Source organism: Bombella dulcis (assembly GCF_026385505.1).
Lineage (GTDB): Bacteria > Pseudomonadota > Alphaproteobacteria > Acetobacterales > Acetobacteraceae > Bombella > Bombella dulcis.
The window spans coordinates 81,876-99,888 of sequence record NZ_JANIDV010000005.1; the positions used below are offsets into that span (position 1 = coordinate 81,876).

The following is an 18,013-nucleotide window of genomic DNA, read 5'->3' on the forward strand; positions in this document are numbered from 1 at the left end:
TCCTTCCGGGGGAGCCAGCTATACCAGTCTTGTGTCCGGGTGAGGCTTCGGCAATGCTGGCGGATGTTTCAAAGGTCGTGATACGGGGCAGCTCTTCTGATGAAAATGCATCTTTCATCGCCGCAGCAGACGGTTTTTCTGGCGTGGCATCTGGCAGGCATGTTGCGGTATGGGGATTGCGTGGCCCTTGAGGGAGAGATGGGGGCAGGCAAGAGCACCTTTGCCCGTGCACTCATCCGCAGTCTGGCCGGGGATGAAGCTCTGGAGGTTCCCAGCCCGACTTTTGCGCTGGTGCAGCCCTATAATACGAGGATAGGCCTGATATTCCATTACGACCTCTGGCGGCTGTCCAGTTCTGATGAACTTTATGAGCTGTCATGGGATGATGCCTGCGAGAGTGTCATGGTGGTGGAATGGCCCGATCGTGCGGGAGACCTTCTGCCAGCCAGTGCCCTCCACCTTCATTTCATGCAGGGTGTGAGAGAGCAGGAACGGATCGTGACCCTGCGTGGATGGCCGGAGGAACGGCTGGAAGCCCTGTCTGCTCTTCTGGAAGGAGGGCAGGGCCGATGACACGGTCCCGCCCGCTGAACATTGCCACCATTCCGGCATCCTGTCCGTTTCTGGATACGGTGGCACGGAACTGGCTGGCCCGTGCGGGCGGTGATGGGGGGCTGGACCGGCGTGGTGGTGACAGTGGAACGATTCTGGTTCCCGGCCGCCGTGTGGCCCGTGCCCTCATGGAGGCCTTTCTGAGGGTTCTGGATGGTCGTTCGGCCCTGCTCCCGGCCATTGTCGCTCTGGGGGATGTGGAGCAGCAGAGCCTGTTCCCCATGACGGTGGATGAGACCGTGCCGCCCGCCGTGGGGCCGGTCTTCCGTTTGGCCATTCTGGCCCGGCTGATTCTGGCGGCACCGTTCTTCACGGGCGTGTCGGGCCGGGATGGCGGAACGATTGACCGGGTCTGGCCGCTGGCGCAGGCTCTGGCGGAGCTGATGGATGACGCCGAGCGGAATGGCGTGGACCTGCATGAGGCCCTGCCGAAAGCTGTGGCGGATGATTTTGCCGGACACTGGCAGAAGACCCTTGAATTCCTCACGATCGTCACGGAGGCATGGCCTGCGATCCTTCGGGAGGAAGGGCGCAGCAACGTCATGGCCCGTCAGGTCGCCCTGATTGAGGCGCAGGCCCGCCTCTGGGCAGACATGCCACCGGATTATCCTCTCTGGGCCGTGGGGTTCGTGGATGGTTCTGCCGGTGTGGCAACGGCACTGGAGGCCGTGGCGGCCCTGCCGCAGGGCATGGTGGTCTTTCAGGGAATGGATGGCAGCATGGATGACGGGCTGTGGGAGCAGCTCCCGCCGACCCATCCACAGGCCCTGTTTCAGGAATTTCTGTCTCGGGCTGGGGCAGACCGGTCGGACATTGCCCGGTGGGGAGAGCCGCTGCGTCCGGAGCGGGAAAATCTCTTCCGGTACGTCATGCTGCCGGAGGCGGGCATTTCCCGCTGGGGGCAGCCGGTGGGCGATGTCCGCCCTCGGGGGATCAGCCTGCTGCCAGCAGCGGATTCGCAGCAGGAGGCGCAGGCCATTGCGCTGATCCTGCGGGATGTGGCCAGCCAGCCGGGGCGTTCCGGTGCGCTGGTGACGCCGGACCGTGGGCTGGCCGACCGTGTCCGGGCTGAGCTTCTGCGTTTCGGCATCCATGCGGATGACAGTGCGGGGGAACCGCTGGTCCGTACCCCCACGGCTGTTTTCCTGCGGCTGATCGCCCAGGCCGTGACGGCCCGGTTCAGCCCGGTTGCGCTGCTTTCCGTCCTCAAACATCCGCTGTCGGCTCTGGGCATGAGTCCCGGCCGTGCCCGTGCGAGTGCCCGCCTGCTGGAGAGGCGGCTTCTGCGTGGCCCTGCGCCCCAGCCGGGGCTGGAAGGGCTGCGCCGTGCCCTGGGGGTGTTGCAGGAAGCACAGAGGACGGATAACGGCTATCAGGCTGATGCTCCGGACAGTCCCGAAAGTCTCGAGACATTTCTGGATCAGGTGGAGGCTGCCTTCAGGCCCCTGCTGGTTCTGGAGGGTACGGCCCGTGTGCCGGACCTTCTGTCAGCCCTTCTGGAAACGGCCGAACGTCTTGCGGCGGTGAAGGATGAGGGGAATGAGGACGATCAGTCCCGTCCCGGTTCCCGCCTCTGGCTGGGGGAGGATGGTGGTGCCCTGTCCCGGCATTTCGTGGAGCTGATGAGCCATACGGGTGATCTTCCTCCCCAGCCTCCGGGTGCGCTGGAGGGGTTCCTGACGGGCAGCATGGCAGGCAAGACGCTGACGGGCCTGCGGGGCTATCAGGGCGGTGTGGAACTCGCCCATCCCCGTATTTCCATCTATGGCGTGTTGGAAGCCCGTCTGCTGGCGTTTGATACGGTCATTCTGGGCGGGCTGAATGAAGGCATCTGGCCTCCCATTGCGGAATCCGGTCCGTGGATGAGCCGCCCGATGCGCCAGCGTGTCGGCCTGCCATCGCCGGAGCGGCGCATCGGGGCACAGGCGCATGACTTCGTGTCCGCTGCCCTGTCTTCGGAGCAGGTCATCCTGTCCAATGCCCAGCGGCGTGAAGGGGCACCTTCTGTTCCGGCCCGGTGGCTGATGCGTCTCTCAGCATTTCTGGAAGGACGGCAGATCACACTTCCCGTTCACCCGGCACTGGCATGGCAGACCATGCTGGACATGCCCGCCGGGGAGGCAAAGCCTGTCGATCCTCCTGCACCATGTCCTCCTTTGCCTCTGCGGCCCCGGCGGCTGAGCATCACCCAGCTGGACACGCTCAAGCTGGACCCATACGCCATCTATGCCCGCCATGTGCTGGGGCTGAAGGCTCTGGCCCCGCTGGAAGAAGGGGCGGAACACGCCGATTACGGGAAAATCGTTCATACGGCTCTGGAACGCATGATCCGGCAGCATCCCGGTACATGGCCGGATTATGCTGCAAAGACCTTGCACAGCCATTTTGATGATGCGCTTGATGAGGCTCTGGTAAATCCGGCTCTTGCCAGCTGGTGGCGGCCCCGGCTCCATCGCATTGCTGACTGGGTGCTGGCACAGGAACACTGGCGGCATGTGGGACGGCTGAATTGCACGTCCCATACTGAAGTCTCTCTGACATACACGCTGCGGAATCTTCCGGGGGGTGATTTCCGGATCACGGGGCGGGCCGACCGGATTGATCTGTGGACCGTACCGGGGCAGGAGCCAACAGGACGCATTCTTGATTACAAGACGGGAACACCTCCCAGCAGCAGGGATGTGGTTGAAGGCTGGTCATCCCAGCTGGTGCTGGAGGCCGCCCTGCTGGTCGAGGGAGCCTTTGAGGGGCTGCCTGCCGCAGCGACGGAGGCACTGACATACTGGAAGCTGAGCGGTGGTGAGACGGCGGGCGAAGAGACGGTCATTCCGTCTGCCAGAGCTTCAGTGACGCTGGGTGAACTGATTGACCCGGCTCTCGGGCAGTTGCGGACGCTGCTGGAGGATTATGATGATCCGGATCGGCCTTACCGGTCCCAGCCCTGGGCAGGGCGGGAGGCCCGCTACAGTGATTATACCCAGCTTGCCCGTGTGGCAGAGTGGCGTCTGTCAGGAGGTGATGAGGAATGACCCAGCGCACAGGACAGAGAAAGGCCGATCATCAGAAGGCTCTTGATGCTGCCAATGAGGCGCAGAAAAGGGCCTCGAATCCCATGGCGTCCGTTTTCGTGTCGGCCTCGGCCGGGTCGGGGAAGACGAAGCTGCTGATTGACCGGCTGTTACGCCTCATGCTGCCGCTGGAGCAGATCGGTGAGGATGGGCAGCCTGTCCTTCTGGGGGGATCAGAACCGTCCCGCATTCTGTGCCTGACCTATACGAAAGCCGCCGCCGCCGAGATGGCGCACCGTCTGCAAAGCCATCTTGGTCACTGGGTGTCCCTTTCGGATGAAAAACTGGGGGAGGCTCTGGCCGCACTGGACGTGCCCAACACGGCTGCCACACGGGAGCGTGCCCGTGGGCTGTTCCTGAAAGTGCTGGATGCGCCGGGCGGTTTGCAGATCGAGACCATCCATGCCTTCTGCCAGTCCCTCCTGCGGCGTTTCCCGCTGGAGGCGGCCCTGGACCCGCATTTTGTCCTGATGGAAGAAGCGGACAGCCAGATGGCTCTCCGCCGTGCGCTGGAGGACAGCCTGGCCCGGAATCAGGACCCTGTGCAGGTGCTGGCCACGCTGACGGGTTTCGACAGGCTGATGGGGCTTCTGGAGCAGTTCAATGCCCAGTCCGGTCTGCTTCAGCCTCTGTTACATTTGTGGGAGCGATGGCCGGAGCGGCTGAAACAGGCCTATCAAGGGCTTCTTGATGCGGGAAGTGAATCTTCGGAAGAGCTGATGGTGGAAGCCTGCCGGCTGGAGGATGAAGCGGCATGGCGGGCGGACATTCAGGCGGCGTTACCCCAGCTGGCGGATTTCAAACGGGAGCAGTTCGGGACCTTTCTGGCATGGCTGGAGCAGACACCTGCCGGACGGGACAGGCTGTTCCTGACATCCCTCCTGTTCACGCAGAAGGGCGAGATCAGGAACATGAGCCGTCATCTGGGGGCGAAGGCCCGCAATGCCGCTCCCGGGCTGGAACAGCGTCTTCTGGATGAAGCCAGACGCCAGCAGGAGATGCAGGAGCGTATCCGCACCCAGCGTCTTCTGGAGATCAATACGGCTTTTCTGGCCCTCGCTCTTCCTGTCATGGGGCGTTTTGCCGATGAGAAACGAAGCCGTGGTACGGTTGACTATAACGATCTGATCGCCCGGACGAGGGATGTCCTGCGGGAACCGGGCGCAGCATGGGTTCTGTACAAGCTGGATGGCGGCATAGATCATCTTCTGCTGGATGAGGTGCAGGATAATTCCGGCCTGCAATGGGAGATTGCCGGTGCCCTGACAACGGATTTCTTCTCTGGTGCCGGTGGGCGGGAGGAAATGCCCCGGCCCCGGACCGTTTTTGCGGTGGGGGATTTCAAGCAGTCCATCTACAGCTTCCAGGGGGCGGAACCGGAGCAGTTTCATAAATGGCGGCAGGAATTTGCCCGTCGTGTGCAGAGTGCCGGCCTGTTCTGGGAGGAGCCGGGACTTCATGTGTCGTTCCGGTCTCTGGAGCCGGTGCTGACATTCGTCGATGCCGTCTTTGAGGATGATGCGGATGCTGGAGGCAATGAGGCACTGGATGGCCTGAGGGAACAGGGGGACAGCAACCGGCTTGAGCATCAATCGGCCCGTTCCGGCGGCGGTGGACGCGTGGAGCTGTGGCCGCTGGTTCCTGCTGACAGGGTGGCTGCTGCGGGTGTGGAAGGCGGGCCTGCCGGACAGGTGCTGGACCCGTGGCGGGCACCGGAAAAGAATGAAGACCAGCGTAGTGCCCAGCAGCGTCTGGCGGATGCGCTGGCTTCATATCTCAGGGGACAGATCGGTCATCCGCTCCAGCCGGGCACGGCACCGCTGAAGGCGGGCGAAGTGATGATTCTGGTGCCCAAACGTTCTGCCTTCCTGCGGGCGTTGATCCGCGCCCTGAAGGCACGGGATGTGCCGGTGGCCAGCTTCATCAGCAGTGGCCTGGTGGAACAGCCAGCCGTGCAGGACCTGATGACATTATGTGATGCCCTGCTGCTGCCGCAGGATGATCTCAGCCTTGCCAGTGTGCTGACATCCCCTCTTGGTGACCTGACGGATGAGTCTCTCATGGCCCTGGCCACGGCGGACGGGCAGAGGCGGGAGCTGGGGCGGGACGGAACACCTCTCTGGAGTGTCCTGGCCCGCAGGCATGAGGAACGGACTGAATGGCGGGCGGCGTGGCAGCGGCTGCAGGCCCTTTACAGGCGGGTGGATTACGACACGCCGTATGACATTCTCATGCAGGCTCTGGGTGTGCAGGGGGGGCGTGCCCGTCTTCTGGCCCGTCTTGGCGCAGAGGCTGCCGAGCCGGTGGATGAACTTCTGACGGCAGCCCTGACATATGAAACCCAGCATCCGCCTTCCCTTCAGGGGTTCCTGCACTGGCTGCGGTCCAGCATGGTGGACAGCCGACGTGAAGTGGAGGCCGAGATTGATGCCGTACGCATCATGACGGTTCATCGGTCCAAGGGGTTGCAGGCCCGTCTGGTCATCCTGCCGGACACGACCAGCACGACTGGCCGACCTGATCCTCTTCTCTGGACGGAACTGGAAGCCGACATGCCGCCGGAGGGGAACCTTGCGGGTGATGCCCTACATGGGCCGCTCTGGATACCACAGGTCAGGATGGGCACGGAGCGGACACGGGAGCTGCTGTCACAGCAGAAGGTCCGTCAGAGAGAGGAAAAAAACCGTCTTTTCTATGTGGCCCTGACCCGTGCCAGTGATGCGCTGCTCATCTGTGGCTGGGAACCCAGAAATGCCGGGAGAGATTCCAGCTGGTATGACTACTGCCGTGCCGGGATGGAACGGCTTGACGTTGCGGAAGCCCTGCCTTTTGAAGGCGACTGGGGGGATGAGAAGCTCGTGCTGGAGATGCCTGTCACGGCATCATGGACGGGCGATGGAGCTTCCGGGTCCTCTTTCGTCAGGCCCGCACTGCCGGACTGGATGGGACAGGCACCGGACTGGCAGGTGCAGCCTGCGCCTCATGAAGATGCTCTGGCCCGCCCGCTGGCACCGAGTCGGCCGGAGGCGATGGCGTATGGTCCCCTGCCTGCGGCCCGGTCTCCGCTGGAGATCATGCGGGAAGGGCTGGTCATTCCCCAGCCTGCCCGCCGCCGTCAGGACGCCATGGAACGGGGAACACTGGTACATAGGCTGCTCCAGTTCCTGCCGGACCTGCCTGCGGGGGAACGGCAGGGGAAGGCCGAGGCATGGCTGCGGCATACCATGCCGGGGCTGGCTGAGGCGGATGTGGTCAGTCTGGCGGGGCATGTCGTGTCCGTCGTGGGGATGGACGTTCTTGCCCCTCTTTTCGGTCCGGGGAGTCGGGCGGAGCAGGGTATTTCCGGCACGCTGGGCCATCCGGGGGACGGGACGGGACGGGTTGTCCTGGGGCAGGTGGACCGTTTCTGCTTTGATGGGCAGACGGTCTGGCTCTGTGACTACAAGACGGGCCGGTCTCCCTCCCGGCCGGATCGTGTTCCGGCGGCCTATCTGGGGCAGATGGCCAGTTACCGGCGTGTCATGCAGGGGCTGTATCCCGGTCATCCCGTACGCTGCTTTCTTGTCTGGGTGGATGGCCCGGCCGTGACGGAACTGCCTGCGGCCCTGCTGGATGAGCAGAAGATGGTGCCCGGCTGAGACTGCCTGCTAACGGCCTGTTACCGTTCGTTTGTTATAGAGGAAACAGGTTACTCAGGACGATAATACCTGTTTCTCATTTCGACGGGTCGTCTGCAAAGGTTAACAGGACTGGATGAGTACGCAATGTTGGATGCCTTTTTGTGAGGGTCTGCACTGCTTGTCGGCTGGTGGCTACTGTTCGTGATGTATGGCAGAGACATCAGGGTGAGAGATCATATTTGTTGAGGGGAAGGACCATATCATGAGCGAGCATACAGTAGCGGTGACAGACCAGAGCTTCGAGGCGGATGTGCTGAAGGCGGATGGTTTCGTTCTGGTGGATTTCTGGGCGGAATGGTGTGGCCCCTGCCGCATGATCGCCCCGGCACTGGATGAGATCGGCAGGGATTACAAGGGGCGTGTCACGGTGGCCAAGGTGGATATTGATTCCAACCCTGAGACACCGACGACATTTGGCGTACGCAGCATCCCGACCATGATCCTGTTCAGGGATGGCAAGCCGGTTGCCCAGCAGATGGGTGCCCTGCCGAAGAGCCAGCTCAAGGCATGGCTGGACTCCCACATCGGCTGATTCCGCTCCGTCAGGCGTGATGATGGCCTGCTGGTGAGGGGATGACCCCTGCTGGCAGGCCATTTCTGTGAGGGGCGCATGGGGGAGATGGTCAGCGTCTGATGGACGGTGTAAGATGGCCGCCATGTCAAAAAAGCCCGATTTTCCTGCACCAGTCCTGATCACCACATCTGCCGGGGTTGCAGCACTCTGTGAGAAGCTGCGCCACGAACCGTTCGTGACGGTTGATACGGAATTCGTGCGGGAAAAGACCTACTGGCCCCGCCTGTGCCTCGTCCAGCTTGGTGGTGTTGAAGATGTTGCCCTGATTGATTCCTGCGTGCCGGGGATTGACCTGTCTCCTCTGGCAGCCCTGCTGGCTGAGCCGGATTGCGTGAAGGTCTTTCATGCGGCCCGGCAGGACCTCGAGATTTTCCTTCACCTGTTCGACCAGCTACCCGTCAATGTGTTTGATACACAGGTTGCTGCCATGGTGGCCGGTTTTGGTGAGCAGGTGGGGTATGACAGTCTTGTTTCCGCTCTGACGGGACAGACCATCGACAAGTCGCACCGTTTCAGTGACTGGGCTGCCCGTCCTCTCTCGAAGGCGCAGATTGCCTATGCGAGTGCGGATGTGACCCATCTGCGGGTCATCTATGAGACACTGACCCGTCAGCTGGAAGAGCAGGGGCGTCTTTCCTGGGTAAAGGGCGAATTGGCGGCTCTGGGCGAAGTCAGCTTGTTCCGGCCTGATCCCAGAGGGCTGTGGGTGAAGCTGAAGCCCCGGACAAATAACCGCAGGGTGCTGGCCATCCTGAGGGAAGTGGCCGCATGGCGGGAGGAGGCGGCCCAGCAGGAAGACATGCCCCGTCAGCGCATCATCCGGGATGAGAGCTTGCTGGAAGTGGCCGTGGCTCGCCCGCATGATGAGGGAGTACTGGCCCGGATTCGTGGCGTCACGGCGGATTTTGCCAGAAGTGCGCTGGGGCGTGATCTGCTGGCTGCCGTGCAGCGGGGCGAGGCATGCCCTGAAAGCGAGCGGCCCGAACCGCCAGCAAAGCGCAGGATGGAGCGTCCCCGTGCGCCTTCCGGCGTGCTGGCCCTGCTCAAGGTGCTGCTGACAGCCCGAAGTGAGGAAGGACGTGTTGCCGCACGGCTGATTGCCTCATCGGACGAGCTGGAGCGTCTGGCACAGGGCGAGACGGACCTGCCTGTCCTGAAAGGCTGGCGTGCCGAGCTGTTCGGGTATGAGGCCCAGGCCCTGCTCAGAGGGGAGAAAGTTCTGTTTGTCAGCAGGGGGCAGTTGCAGGTAGTGGACAGAGGGTGATGCCTTTCCATCTGATGGCCGTGCAGGCCGGGTGAGCTGCGTATCGGATGAGGAAAGCGGGCTGGTTTTGGGTTGACCCGGTTTCTGCTAGACATGGTGCAGGATCGCCATGATGACGTGCCGTGGAAATGAGTGGAGAAAACGTGGATGGCTATGGAATGGACAGACGAGCTGATCGCACGGCTTAAGGAGCTTTGGGAACAGGGTCTCTCGACGGCAGAGATTGGCCGTCAGCTTTCTATTACGAAAAATGCGGTTGTCGGTAAGGCTCATCGTCTGGGGCTGCCGCCGCGCCCGTCGCCCATCCGTAATAAGGCCGCTGCGGAGGGTACTAGGAAGCAGCCTCGTGTCGATAGGTCTGATAAGCTACTGGTTATGGTTAGGGAGAGTGTAGAGACAGAGGAAAACGCCGAGGTAGGTTGGAGGGCTGTTTCTCAGGTCACAGAGGAAAAAATAGCTTCTTCTATAACGACGTTCGGCGAGGAGAAGAAGGCGGTTAGGGTGAAAGGGGTCAAGGAAACTAAGAAAGTAAAAGTTGAGGCTCCTTTAAAGGGGACAAAAGATAGAAAAAATACTGGAAGAGTTGAAGGAAGTGAGGCTGATAAGGCGTCTATCCGTCCGGGGGAACAAGTTTCACGGAGAAAGAGGGCTTCGCTTCATTGCGTGAGTGATGTAATGGATCGTTCGTCTCGCCAAGGACCAGTGTGTCAATGGCCAATAGGCGATCCTAGTGCACCCGATTTTCATTTTTGTGGTGTAACGCCGCTCCCAGGAAAACCGTATTGCGCAGAGCACGCCGCCATCGCCTATGTAAAGGTTCGAGATCGTCGGCATTGAATTTAGTCATTTTAGGGGGGATTGTAAGGCAAGACTGTCGCCTTCGAGTAAAGTGACAGCCTTGCCTTCGTATTTATAAAGTTAGTTTTTAGTTGTTTCGTGGGAGTATTCTTTCGTTCCGGGGAGGGCGGAGGAGGTCATTTCTAGTTTTCCGGTTATTTGTCCTCCTTCCTCTACCTGAAGGCGACGACATTCGGCATCACCAATCAAGCGTCCACTTGCTCGAATAGTAAGTGTGTTACGGACGGTCAGTTTTCCCTCCATAACACCGGCAATTTCGGCAGTGCCTGCCTCTGCGACGCCACGGAACACACCTTCAGGAGCAATTAATATTTCTTTGATGGTTAAGTGTTCTACTTCAACTGTTCCTTCGATGATTAGACGTTCTATACTTTCGATAATGCCGCGTATAGCAATCCCATTATGGACGATGAGAGTACGATTGTTGTCAGTATAGTTGCTATTCTCACGATTATTCAGACGGCTGGAAGAAGCACGCTGACGGGGAGCAGAACCGGGCATGGGGGAGGGAGGGGTAGGTAGAGACATGATTTCCTTTAGTCAGGCGGTTAGGGTGGTGCTGGATGGTGGCTCTGTTTCACCAGACGATGGTACCCTCCTGCGCCAGCAGAAGGTCTGAGCCTTAAAATAGAGCCAAGACGTGACCTTGGCTAGGCGGGCTGTTCAGTAAGGGTGCTTTTCCATGGGCTGTCAATGCCGTCAGGCATGAGGGAAGGGTGTAAGGGCCGGGGCGGGCACTGTAAAGATGGATTGATCTGCCCGCCGTGAACGTTATGGTGGCAGATGAATTTCCTGAAAGATGAATGGAACCTGTCTTATCATGCCTTCTACTACTCCAGAGTATGATCTTCTTTTTGTCGGTAATGCCATCGTGGATGTCCTGGCCACGGTCAGCACCGAGCTGCTGGCCGAGCTGGGGGCTGCACCGGGGAGCATGACCCTGATCGACGCCCCGAAGATGGCGCAGATCGAGCAGCGCATCCGTGTCGAGCAGGTTGCGGGGGGTGGTTCGGCTGCCAACAGTGCGGTCGTGGCGGCCCGCATGGGCACGAAGACGGCCTATCTGGGCAAGGTTGCTGCCGACAGGGCCGGTGAGGATTTCACGGCGGACATGAAGAAACAGGGGATCGCTTTCCCGTCCTCTCCCCTGGTGGGAGATGGCAGCATTCCCACGGCCCGCTGCATTGTCCTGATCACGCCGGATGGCCAGCGGACCATGTTCACCTATCTGGGGGCCTGTGTGGAATTCACGCCGCAGGATGTGGTGGCGGACGTGGTGGCTGGTTCTGCCATCACCTATCTGGAAGGTTACCTGTTTGACCGCCCGCAGGCGCAGGAAGCCTTCTACACGGCTGCAAGGCTGGCGCATGAGGCCGGGCGGCAGGTCTCCCTGACCCTTTCGGACAGCTTCTGCATCCAGCGTCATCAGGCGGCTTTCCGGTCTTTCGTGGCGGAATCCGTGGATATTCTTTTTGCCAATGAAGGCGAGATTCTGGCTCTGTATGGGACTGAAAACCTTGATGAAGCCCTGAAGGCTCTTTTCGCTGATGTGGCCCTTGGTGTGGTGACCCGTGGGGAGAAGGGGGCGATCGTGCAGGCTGGTGAGACCCGTCATGAAGTGCCGACAGAACCGGTGAAGGTTGTGGACACGACCGGTGCCGGGGATGCGTTCGCAGCCGGGTTCCTTGCCGGATACAGCCGGAAGCGGTCCCTGGTGGAGTGTGCCACGCTGGGGAACAGGGCGGCCGGTCATGTCATTGCCCGCCTCGGTGGCCGCCCGGATGAAGGCTTTGCCCTGAAGGCATGATGCTGGTTTCATGATGAAGGAAAGGCCAGTTCCGTGATGGATGGAACTGGCCTTTTTTCATGGCTCCGCTTCAGAGGGCATCCCATGTGGTGGTCTGTATACCGCTGGCTGCCAGAAGGTCTTTCGTTGCGGGGCTGGTCAGTGTGGCCAGCTCCTGCTCCGGCTGGTAGCCGGGCATGAGGTCAGCCATCTGCGCATTCTGTCCCTTGGCAGGATGGAAGTAGATTTCACTGACGCCGGGCGGAAGCTGTGGAATGAGCTGATGGATGCGCTCTGGCGTCATGTGGCCGGACCAGCGCAGACCGAAGCAGGAATCATTGGTCTTCATGCCTGCCCTGTGAATCTGGTGACGCAGGACACGGGTCCACTGTTCCAGGGCCTGATCGCCAAGGGTGGGGGCTTCTCCCAGCGGGCCTGCGGGTTCCATCGGGGTGCGGACGGCTTTCAGCCCGTATGTCCGGCCAATATGAATCATCATGTGCCCGATGGTCGGATGCAGGTGCATGTGCTTGTGGGCGTTGGCATGGTTCAGCCGCAGCCCCGTGCGGGCAAACTGCTGGAATTGGGCATGGATTTCTTTTTTCAGGGCCGAGCGTGTTGCCGGAGAAAAGAAATACTGGAAGCCGAGCTGAAGCTGGTTCCGTCCGAACCAGCCCTGCTGGTCCGTGATGATGGGCAGATGGAGCAGTGAATCGCCCTCAATGACAACCAGATGAAGCCCCAGACGCAGGCTGGGCATTCTCTGTGCCCGTTTCAGGGCGTCTTCAAAGGCGGGGGCGGCCACCATGAGGCTGGCCGTGCTGAGAAGGCCCTTGCGGTGTGCTTCTTCAATGGCTTCATTGACTTCCACACTCATGCCGAAATCGTCAGCGGAGAAAATGACACGGCGGGGGGAGGAAATAGTCATGGTCTGACTCATGGGAGAAAGGGAAAGGACATCATGGCACGTCATGTGCAGCGGACAGGGGCCATGATGCCTTAATCAGACCGTCATGGGAATGTCAGGGCAGGTCATGAAAAAAGGCGACCCTTGATGGATCGCCTTCTGTCTGTCCGACTGTTTCAGCCTGTCTTCAGGAAGAATGACGCTGACGGAGGAACTGGAAGAACTCCACGCCTTCACGCAGGCGGCGTTTGAGCATCTGCGGGTCCGTGACCATTTCCTTGACGATGGCGAAAATCTTGGAGGGGCGGAAGTAGAACTCCTTGTAGAAGGTCTCAACGCTCTTGAAGATTTCCGTGTGGGACAGGTGTGGATAATGCAGCGGAGCGATCTGCACGCCGTTCTCGTCGATCAGCTCGGCCTCATCTTCGTTCAGCCAGCCATTCTCGGAAGCCTGCTTGTGCAGGAACGTGCCCGGATAGGGCGCTGCAAGGGAAACCTGCATGGTGTGCGGGTTGATTTCCTTGGCGTATTCGATGGTTTCACGGATGGTTTCTTTTGTCTCACCCGGCAGGCCGACAATGAAGGTCCCGTGAATCTTGATGCCCAGCTTGTGGCAGTTCTTGGTGAACTCACGGGCTGTCTCGATGCGCATGCCCTTCTTGATGTTGTGCAGGATCTGCTGGTTGCCGCTCTCATACCCGACGAGCAGAAGACGCAGGCCATTGTCACGAAGGATTTTCAGCGTGTCGTAAGGCACATTGGCCTTGGCGTTGCAGGACCATGTCACACCCAGCTTGCCCAGCTCACGGGCAATGGCCTCGGCACGGGGCAGGTCATCGGTGAAGGTGTCATCGTCGAAGAAGAATTCCTTCACCTGAGGGAAGTACTTCATGGCGAGCTTGATCTCGGCTGCCACATGCTCCGGGCTGCGCGTGCGGTAACGGTGCCCACCCACGGTCTGCGGCCACAGGCAGAAGGTGCAGCGGGACTTGCAGCCACGGCCCGTATAGATGGAGATGTAAGGGTGCTTCAGATAGCCGATGAAGTAATCTTCAATCTTCAGGTCCCGCTTGTAGACTTCCGTCACGAAGGGGAGGCTGTCCATGTCTTCGATCATGGCGCGGTCTTTGTTGGTGATGATCTCACCATTTTCATTGCGCCATGTGATGCCATCCACCTCGGCAAGGGGTTTGCCTTCGGCAATTTCCTTGATGGTGAAGTCGAACTCGTTGCGGGCCACGAAGTCGATCGGGCTGCCCTGGGCCAGGCTCTCATCCGGCTGGACGGCCACCTTGGCCCCGACCATTCCGATCTTCAGCTTCGGGTTGGTTTCCTTCAGCATCTTGGCCACACGGACATCAGACGGGAAGGAGGGGGTGGAGGTGTGCATGATCACCAGATCACGATTCTTCACATCCTCAAGGATAGGCCCCATGCCCATCTTGGCCGGGGGGGCGTCAATCAGGCGTGAACCGGGCACCATTGCTGCAGGCTGGGCCAGCCACGTGGGATACCAGAAAGAACGGATTTCCCGTTTTGCCTGATAGCGTGAGCCAGCACCACCATCGAAGCCATCAAAAGATGGGGGCTGCAGAAACAGTGTTCTCAACATGAACGGACACTCCTGATAATGTCGGGCCTGTCAACGCCGGTATCGCTGACAGGGGAAGAAGGGCACAAGGCTGGTTGGGTTTTCTTATAGGGACTTCGGAAGTTTTTTGCCACGGGAGATATGCAGCGACTGCCCCCGCCAGGTGACTCGTGTGCCACGGGCACTGCCAAGCATGACGGAGAGAGATAGCCAGTCCCGAAAGATAAGAAATGGGAAAAGACCGGGCATGGGGCAGTTTGTCAGCCGCCCGATGTGACGGGTCATAGCGTTGCGGCATAGCAGCCCTGCTCCCAGCATGACCCAGGGAAAAAGGCGTGCTGGTGCAAAAAGGACACAGAGGCTGCCCCAGAACAGTGGCAGCTGAAGGGCGGAAAGCCCATAACCGACTGGCTCCACACTGCGGACGGTGCGCCCCCAGCGCAGTTCGTGGTGGAAGAGATCCTTCAGGCTGGTTTCAGCCACGGTGGTCTGGCAGATTGTGGGAGCAAGGGTGATTTTGCCGCCATTCTGGCGGATGAGCCGCCCTAAGAGGGCGTCATCGGCCACATGCTGGACGAGAGTTTCTAGTCCGCCGATGTCTGTCAGATGCTTCCGTCGCAAGGCCATCGTGGCCCCCAGGCAGTCTTCTCGCCCCATGAGGCGGGATATCATGACTCCGGGAAGGAAATTGGCATTGATGCTGTAGGCACCCAGCTTACGGATGAGGGTGTTACTTGCCGGAAGACCGGCATAAAGGGTCGTGACAAGCTGCACGCCGTCCTGATGGAGCGCATGGACGATGCTGCTGATGTAATCCGTGCTGACATGGATGTCAGAGTCCGAAATGATCAGGATGTTATGCCGACAGGACGGATACATGTTGATGAGGTTGCCAACTTTGCGGTTGGGGCCGTGGTGGGTCGGGTTGATGACGACAGTCACATCCCGTTCCGGGTAGCGTTGCTTGAGACGCTGGAGCACGGTCAGGGCTGGGTCAGCCTCATCCTGTAATCCGAAGACGATCTGGCAGGTGGCGGGATAATCCTGTCGGAAGAAACTTTCCAGAGCCTCTTCGAGCAGCGGTTCGTCCCCATGAAGGGGCTTCATAAGGGTTACACCTGGCAGGATGTCATGCCGGGCTTGGGGCTGAGATGAAAGCGCAGGGGCACCGGGAACCCGGACAGTACGGCGGAAGCGGTCCAGCAGGATGGTGCCGATGGCTTCTTGTATATATCCGGCCAGTGAGAATACGCCGCTCACGGCAGACGCAAGCGTAAGCAGTGAAGGCATCAGCTTGGGTACTCATCGGGATGGTAAGGGGTGACGGAGGGTGGCTCCCCTTTCCGGCCCGCAGGGAACCCCCGGCCCTGCCGGTCCGTCATGGCGAATCTGGCAGGAGCGGGCATTGCGGAAAGGGGAAGAGCCATGCGGACGTTATTCGCGCAGGAAGTCGTCTGCTTTTTTCGTCAGCGTATGGGCCAGACCGGTGGCACCACTCTGGCTGAAGATGGCCTTGAAGTCGGACCGCTGTGCGGCCACCTGGCTGATATGGCCATCCAGCAGGATGTCCACGATGCGCCAGCCATCCGGTCCCTTGACCATCACATAATCGATTGACGTGGCGGAATCGGCAGGGTCACCCTTGTTGCCGATGGTCGTGTGGACGATGGTCCGGCCATCCTGCACGCTGCTCTGCGCAACGGTGAAGGTGGCATCCGTGCCCGGCCTGAAGGTGGAGGCATAGCGGGCCACGGTGAAACGCCTGAAGGCCGTGACAAGCGTGCTGCGCTCTTCAGCCGAAAGCTGGTCATAATGCAGGCCGACGGAACGCTTCAGGATGGCATCCATGTCAAAGGCCCGGGTGACCATCGGAGCGATCAGGGCACTGCGCTGGCTGATGCTGGTGCTGGTATCTGAATGTTCGGACTGCTCCAGTGCCTTGTACAGTCCCGCAATCGGGGCCTGTGGCGTGGAGGTAGCCGCAGACGACGGAGCCACCTGCGCACGGCCTGCTGCCTGTGCGGGGTGGTGGCCGGTAGTGGCAAGGGCACCTGCCAGCAGGGCCATCATACCAATGGAAGACATAAGACAACGTTTCATAAGCATGCTCTTTCCTCCTATGCGCCTGTTTATGCAAGAGGCCATGAGGCTTTTTTGCAAGAGAGACCCCGGCATGACGCCGAACAACTGTGATGAATATGTTACAGTCGAGAAGGCACCATAACGCATTATCATTGAATGAACGAGTCTGGTGGGAGTATAGTCGAAGGCCAGTAGTGCGAGGGTTCTGCACAGGGGGGTGCAGTATCCCGCTTCACTTGCATTTGTGTGCTGCTTCTGCGAAGGAACCGGACAGGTTTCGTGGCAGGTCCCGGCCGTGATGGGGGAGTCCATAGGCCGGGCACGGGTGTTCTGATACCGTGTGCAGCCCCGATGGAGAATTATCAGAGGATTATAATGGCCGTACCATTGATGCAGGCTGTCCGAGTTGGACGGTACGTTCTCAAGCAGCACCTTACCGGGCGTAAACGTTATCCGCTGGTACTGATGCTTGAGCCGCTGTTCCGCTGCAATCTGGCTTGCGCAGGTTGTGGCAAGATTGATTACCCAGCGAAGATCCTCAACCAGCGCATGAGCTATCAGGAATGCATGGATGCCGATACCGAGGCCGGGGCACCCGTGATCGCCGTTGCCGGGGGTGAGCCGCTGCTTCACAAGGAGATGCCGCAGATCATCGAGGGCCTGGTGGCCCGCAAGAAGTATGTGTATCTCTGCACCAACGCCCTGCTGCTGGAAAAGAAGATTGACGACTACAAGCCGTCCCCCTTCTTCTCATGGGACGTGCATCTGGATGGTGACCAGCAGATGCATGATTCGTCCGTCTGTCAGGAAGGCGTGTATGAGCGGGCCGTCAAGGCCATCAAGCTCGCCAAGTCCAAGGGGTTCCGTGTCTCCATCAACTGCACGCTTTTTGATGGCGTGAAGCCCGAGCGTGTTGCTGCTTTCTTTGATGAAGTCATGAAGCTGGGCGTTGATGGCGTGATGACGGCACCGGGCTATGCCTATGAGCGTGCTCCGGACCAGGAACACTTCCTGAACCGTCAGAAGACGAAGACGCTGTTCCGTGACATTTTCCGTCTTGGCAAAGGCCATAAATGGCGGTTCACGCAGTCTCCCCTGTTCCTGAACTTCCTGGCCGGGAACGAGACCTATCACTGCACGCCGTGGGGCAAGCCGCTGCGTACCGTGTTCGGCTGGCAGCGTCCCTGCTATCTGCTGGGTGAAGGCTATGCCAAGACCTTCAAGGAGCTGATGGACGACACGGCCTGGGACCAGTACGGCACAGGTGCTTATGAGAAGTGCGCCGACTGCATGGTTCATTCCGGCTATGAGTCCACGGCCGTGATGGATGCTGTCCGGCGTCCTCTTCATTTCATCAAGGTTGCCCTTCAGGGGCCTGAGACGGAAAAGCCGATGGCTCCGGAGATTTCTCTGGCCAACCAGCGTCCGGCTTCCTACGGCTATGATGACGAGGTGGCCCGTCAGCTGGAGCGCATTGAAGGCGAAGAAGCCAAGGGTGGCAACAAGCCGGCCCGTGGTCCGCGCGTGCGCATCAATGGCCGTGCGGAGAGTCCGGCGGCCTCTGCCGCCAAGTAACAGGGCGGTTTCTGCC

General features: G+C 60.1%; 13 protein-coding genes. 8 read left to right on the top strand and 5 right to left on the bottom strand.

Annotated elements, in window-relative coordinates:
- Nucleotides 1–99: 99 nt before the first annotated feature.
- The 6 genes from tsaE to NQF87_RS07840 all read left to right on the top strand — a co-directional run bounded on the left by tsaE (nt 100) and on the right by NQF87_RS07840 (nt 10,035).
- Complete coding sequence (gene tsaE / locus NQF87_RS07815) at nt 100–573, top strand: tRNA (adenosine(37)-N6)-threonylcarbamoyltransferase complex ATPase subunit type 1 TsaE (RefSeq protein ID WP_266127848.1); 474 nt, start codon at nt 100–102, stop codon at nt 571–573.
- Nucleotides 570–3,641, top strand: coding sequence for a double-strand break repair protein AddB (addB, locus tag NQF87_RS07820; protein ID WP_266127849.1), 3,072 nt, complete (start codon nt 570–572; stop codon nt 3,639–3,641). The genes tsaE and addB overlap by 4 nt, the downstream gene beginning before the upstream one ends.
- Complete coding sequence (addA, locus tag NQF87_RS07825) at nt 3,638–7,318, top strand: double-strand break repair helicase AddA (protein WP_266127850.1); 3,681 nt, start codon at nt 3,638–3,640, stop codon at nt 7,316–7,318. Before addB ends, addA begins: the two co-directional genes overlap by 4 nt.
- Nucleotides 7,319–7,562: 244 nt before the next feature.
- Nucleotides 7,563–7,892, top strand: coding sequence for a thioredoxin TrxA (trxA, locus tag NQF87_RS07830; RefSeq protein WP_266127851.1), 330 nt, complete (start codon nt 7,563–7,565; stop codon nt 7,890–7,892).
- Between the two features lie 115 nt (nt 7,893–8,007).
- Nucleotides 8,008–9,198: a ribonuclease D gene (rnd, locus tag NQF87_RS07835; protein ID WP_266127852.1), complete on the top strand. Its 1,191-nt coding sequence runs from the start codon at nt 8,008–8,010 to the stop codon at nt 9,196–9,198.
- A gap of 153 nt (nt 9,199–9,351) precedes the next feature.
- On the top strand, nt 9,352–10,035 hold the full coding sequence (locus NQF87_RS07840) for a GcrA family cell cycle regulator (protein WP_266127853.1): 684 nt from the start codon (nt 9,352–9,354) through the stop codon (nt 10,033–10,035).
- A gap of 81 nt (nt 10,036–10,116) precedes the next feature.
- Here NQF87_RS07840 and NQF87_RS07845 read toward each other — a convergent pair whose 3' ends face one another.
- On the bottom strand, nt 10,117–10,584 hold the full coding sequence (locus NQF87_RS07845; protein WP_266127854.1) for a bactofilin family protein: 468 nt from the start codon (nt 10,582–10,584) through the stop codon (nt 10,117–10,119).
- Between the two features lie 292 nt (nt 10,585–10,876).
- Between NQF87_RS07845 and NQF87_RS07850 the strand changes: the two genes are divergently transcribed.
- Nucleotides 10,877–11,863: an adenosine kinase gene (locus tag NQF87_RS07850; RefSeq protein WP_266127855.1), complete on the top strand. Its 987-nt coding sequence runs from the start codon at nt 10,877–10,879 to the stop codon at nt 11,861–11,863.
- 70 nt (nt 11,864–11,933) lie between these two features.
- Here NQF87_RS07850 and hpnK read toward each other — a convergent pair whose 3' ends face one another.
- From hpnK to NQF87_RS07870, 4 genes are all read right to left on the bottom strand, one after another.
- Nucleotides 11,934–12,770 carry a hopanoid biosynthesis-associated protein HpnK gene (gene hpnK, locus NQF87_RS07855; protein ID WP_266127856.1) on the bottom strand — a complete coding sequence of 279 codons (837 nt, stop codon included), beginning with the start codon at nt 12,768–12,770 and terminating at the stop codon, nt 11,934–11,936.
- A 166-nt stretch (nt 12,771–12,936) separates the two neighbouring features.
- A complete protein-coding gene (hpnJ, locus tag NQF87_RS07860; RefSeq protein ID WP_266127857.1) occupies nt 12,937–14,361 on the bottom strand; it encodes a hopanoid biosynthesis associated radical SAM protein HpnJ in 1,425 nt (474 codons plus the stop codon).
- A gap of 84 nt (nt 14,362–14,445) precedes the next feature.
- Nucleotides 14,446–15,630, bottom strand: coding sequence for a bacteriohopanetetrol glucosamine biosynthesis glycosyltransferase HpnI (gene hpnI / locus NQF87_RS07865; protein WP_266127858.1), 1,185 nt, complete (start codon nt 15,628–15,630; stop codon nt 14,446–14,448).
- Between the two features lie 144 nt (nt 15,631–15,774).
- Nucleotides 15,775–16,440: an ABC transporter substrate-binding protein gene (locus NQF87_RS07870; RefSeq protein WP_266127859.1), complete on the bottom strand. Its 666-nt coding sequence runs from the start codon at nt 16,438–16,440 to the stop codon at nt 15,775–15,777.
- A gap of 357 nt (nt 16,441–16,797) precedes the next feature.
- Here NQF87_RS07870 and hpnH point away from each other — a divergent pair, with 357 nt between their 5' ends.
- Nucleotides 16,798–17,997 carry an adenosyl-hopene transferase HpnH gene (gene hpnH / locus NQF87_RS07875; RefSeq protein WP_266127860.1) on the top strand — a complete coding sequence of 400 codons (1,200 nt, stop codon included), beginning with the start codon at nt 16,798–16,800 and terminating at the stop codon, nt 17,995–17,997.
- Nucleotides 17,998–18,013: the final 16 nt, after the last annotated feature.

Bases quoted from the DNA above. Each gene is read 5' to 3' on its own strand.
- tsaE (WP_266127848.1), top strand. From the start codon at position 100: ATGAAAATGCATCTTTCATCGCCGCAGCAGACGGTTTTTCTGGCGTGG.
- addB (WP_266127849.1), top strand. From the start codon at position 570: ATGACACGGTCCCGCCCGCTGAACATTGCCACCATTCCGGCATCCTGT.
- addA (WP_266127850.1), top strand. From the start codon at position 3,638: ATGACCCAGCGCACAGGACAGAGAAAGGCCGATCATCAGAAGGCTCTT.
- trxA (WP_266127851.1), top strand. From the start codon at position 7,563: ATGAGCGAGCATACAGTAGCGGTGACAGACCAGAGCTTCGAGGCGGAT.
- rnd (WP_266127852.1), top strand. From the start codon at position 8,008: ATGGCCGCCATGTCAAAAAAGCCCGATTTTCCTGCACCAGTCCTGATC.
- NQF87_RS07840 (WP_266127853.1), top strand. From the start codon at position 9,352: ATGGAATGGACAGACGAGCTGATCGCACGGCTTAAGGAGCTTTGGGAA.
- NQF87_RS07845 (WP_266127854.1), bottom strand. From the start codon at position 10,584: ATGTCTCTACCTACCCCTCCCTCCCCCATGCCCGGTTCTGCTCCCCGT.
- NQF87_RS07850 (WP_266127855.1), top strand. From the start codon at position 10,877: ATGCCTTCTACTACTCCAGAGTATGATCTTCTTTTTGTCGGTAATGCC.
- hpnK (WP_266127856.1), bottom strand. From the start codon at position 12,770: ATGACTATTTCCTCCCCCCGCCGTGTCATTTTCTCCGCTGACGATTTC.
- hpnJ (WP_266127857.1), bottom strand. From the start codon at position 14,361: ATGTTGAGAACACTGTTTCTGCAGCCCCCATCTTTTGATGGCTTCGAT.
- hpnI (WP_266127858.1), bottom strand. From the start codon at position 15,630: ATGCCTTCACTGCTTACGCTTGCGTCTGCCGTGAGCGGCGTATTCTCA.
- NQF87_RS07870 (WP_266127859.1), bottom strand. From the start codon at position 16,440: ATGAAACGTTGTCTTATGTCTTCCATTGGTATGATGGCCCTGCTGGCA.
- hpnH (WP_266127860.1), top strand. From the start codon at position 16,798: ATGGCCGTACCATTGATGCAGGCTGTCCGAGTTGGACGGTACGTTCTC.